3 protein-coding genes are annotated in these 2,074 nt (G+C 61.4%); 1 reads left to right on the forward strand and 2 read right to left on the reverse strand.

What is annotated here, in order from left to right; genetic code table 11:
- A partial coding sequence (locus AC1DT3_RS19075) for a tyrosine phosphatase family protein (RefSeq protein ID WP_477466792.1) occupies window positions 1-517 on the forward strand: 517 nt, incomplete at its 5' end.
- A 4-nt stretch (window positions 518-521) separates the two neighbouring features.
- On the opposite strand, the gene AC1DT3_RS19080 is transcribed toward AC1DT3_RS19075, so the two are convergent.
- Window positions 522-800 (reverse strand): hypothetical protein, encoded by a 279-nt coding sequence (locus tag AC1DT3_RS19080; RefSeq protein ID WP_477466793.1) that lies wholly within the window; start codon window positions 798-800, stop codon window positions 522-524.
- Between the two features lie 77 nt (window positions 801-877).
- A partial coding sequence (locus AC1DT3_RS19085; RefSeq protein ID WP_477466794.1) for a cytochrome P450 occupies window positions 878-2,074 on the reverse strand: 1,197 nt, incomplete at its 5' end.

Here is a 2,074-nt window from a genome sequence, read left to right on the forward strand (position 1 = left end):
GCACGTTTGTCCGCTCTCTCATCTCCACCAGACGGTGCTCGAAACCCGCGCAAGCCATATGGTGACGCTTCTGAATGTCGGTGCGAGCGTCGAGCGCCCTGTTTCAATCCACCCCGAGCGCCATCTCACGATCGGCATCAGCGATATCATCGAGCCGCTCGACGGGCATATCCTGCCCGTCACCGAGCACGTGGAAACGCTGCTCTCTTTCGTCAAATCATGGCAGCGTGAGAGCCCGCTCGTTTTCCATTGCTGGGCGGGGATCAGTCGATCGACTGCGGCGGCCTACATTACGGCGTGTGCGCTCGCGCCCGACCGTGACGAGGCTGACATCGCCCGCGCCCTGCGGGCGGCTTCCGCCATCGCCACGCCCAATCCACGGCTCGTCGCCCTGGCCGACGATCTCCTGGCCCGGCAGGGACGCATGGTCGACGCGATCCAAACCATAGGCCGCGGCGCCGACGCGTTCGAGGGCATCCCGTTTACGCTTCGCCTCGACGCCGGAAGAACGGGCTGAATGCTCACTCCGCAGCCTTTGGTCTAGCGGGCCGCGCGCTCGATTTGCGCGCGGCCCGCGCGCGTTCCAAATCGACCTCGGCACCTCCGGCGGGGCGGTGCGCGCCCTGCGCTTCGCGGCMGAGCATGTTCAATGAAAGCTCTCCTGACCGGTCGGCCTGAAGATCGCATTCGATCGAATCCAGATCCTCCATGAGGTGAAGAAAGGCGAGGAGTTTCGCGCGAGTCTGGTGGGGCAGTTTCAAGACTCTGCGCACGAGTTCGAAGCTCAAGAGTGTTTCCACATGCTCCTTGTCGATGACGCCCGTCTCCGGCGTGTCGTCGTGCTCTRTCWTGGCCTAATGCCCCTTCTGCAGCGCTATCATRCAACCGACGTCTGAAGCCCGCTCGTTTCACGAACGCGGATTTCGATCTGCATTTCGGGCGGGATGAGCGTCACGGACGGAAGCGGTCGAGGAGCCGGATAGGGCGTGACCCTGTCGAATGAATAGGCGGATGCGAATTCCAGCGCGAGCAGCTGCAATTCGAGCAGCGCCAACCCCATGCCGACGCACGTGCGCGGTCCGTGGCCGAACGGCATATAGGCGCGGTTGTTGTAGGACCGATCAAGCCGGAAGGTATCGGGATCGTCCCAGTATTTGGGGTCGCGATGCAATTGCCACGGGGAGATGATGAGCGATGTGCCACGCTTCAACCGTCGCCCGCCGATCTCCATCGGACGCCGGACCTCGCGCGAGAACCACCAGGCACTCGGATAGAGCCGCAGAACCTCGCGCACGAGCGCAAGACTGACCGGCGCGTTCTTGAGGCGATCCGCGCGGATCTCGCCATTCCAATCCGACGCAACCGCCGCCTCATCCGCAATCGCATCCGCCAAACCCGGCTCGCTCGCAAGATGATAAACAAGCCAAGCGGCGGCCGAACCGGTGGTGTGATGGCCGGTGAGAAGCATCGTAAGCACTTCGTTCGACAGATCTTCATCGGTCAGATCGAGGCTTTCGAGTGCGCGAAGAATTGATGCGTCGTGCGCATAGGATTTGATCCGGCGAACGACGAAATTCATTGCGGTTCGTGCAAATTCGCGACGCTTCTTGCGTGCGTACTGCGCCCACGGAGAAAGGGGCACGACCCGGAAGAGCTCGTCCGCGAGATCGTCCTCGATCATTCGCACTGCTTTTACGAGCGTCTGCTCATCCGCCGGCGACATGATTTGTTTGCCGAACAGCGAAACGCAGACCATCTTCAAAGCGAGCGGAGCCAGCGCCGTATGCGGGTTGAAGGATTTCGATCCCGCAATCTTTGCACCGACCGCGCGAATTTCCGCGGCCATGGGATTGGTCAGGCGTTCGACCGCCCCCTTCGCCATATATGCATGCAGAACATCGCGACGACGACGGTGCTCTTCCCCGCTCATGGTGAGGGAACTGACGCCCACAACGGTTCGCAACTTATGGATAAGGCGGCCTTTGTCGACCACGTGCTCGTCAGCTTTCAAAACCGATCTGATCGCATCTGGATCACAGACGAGAAACATCGGAGCAGGACCGAGAGCGAGAGG

It is taken from the genome of Microvirga sp. P4_G7 (assembly GCF_056401005.1).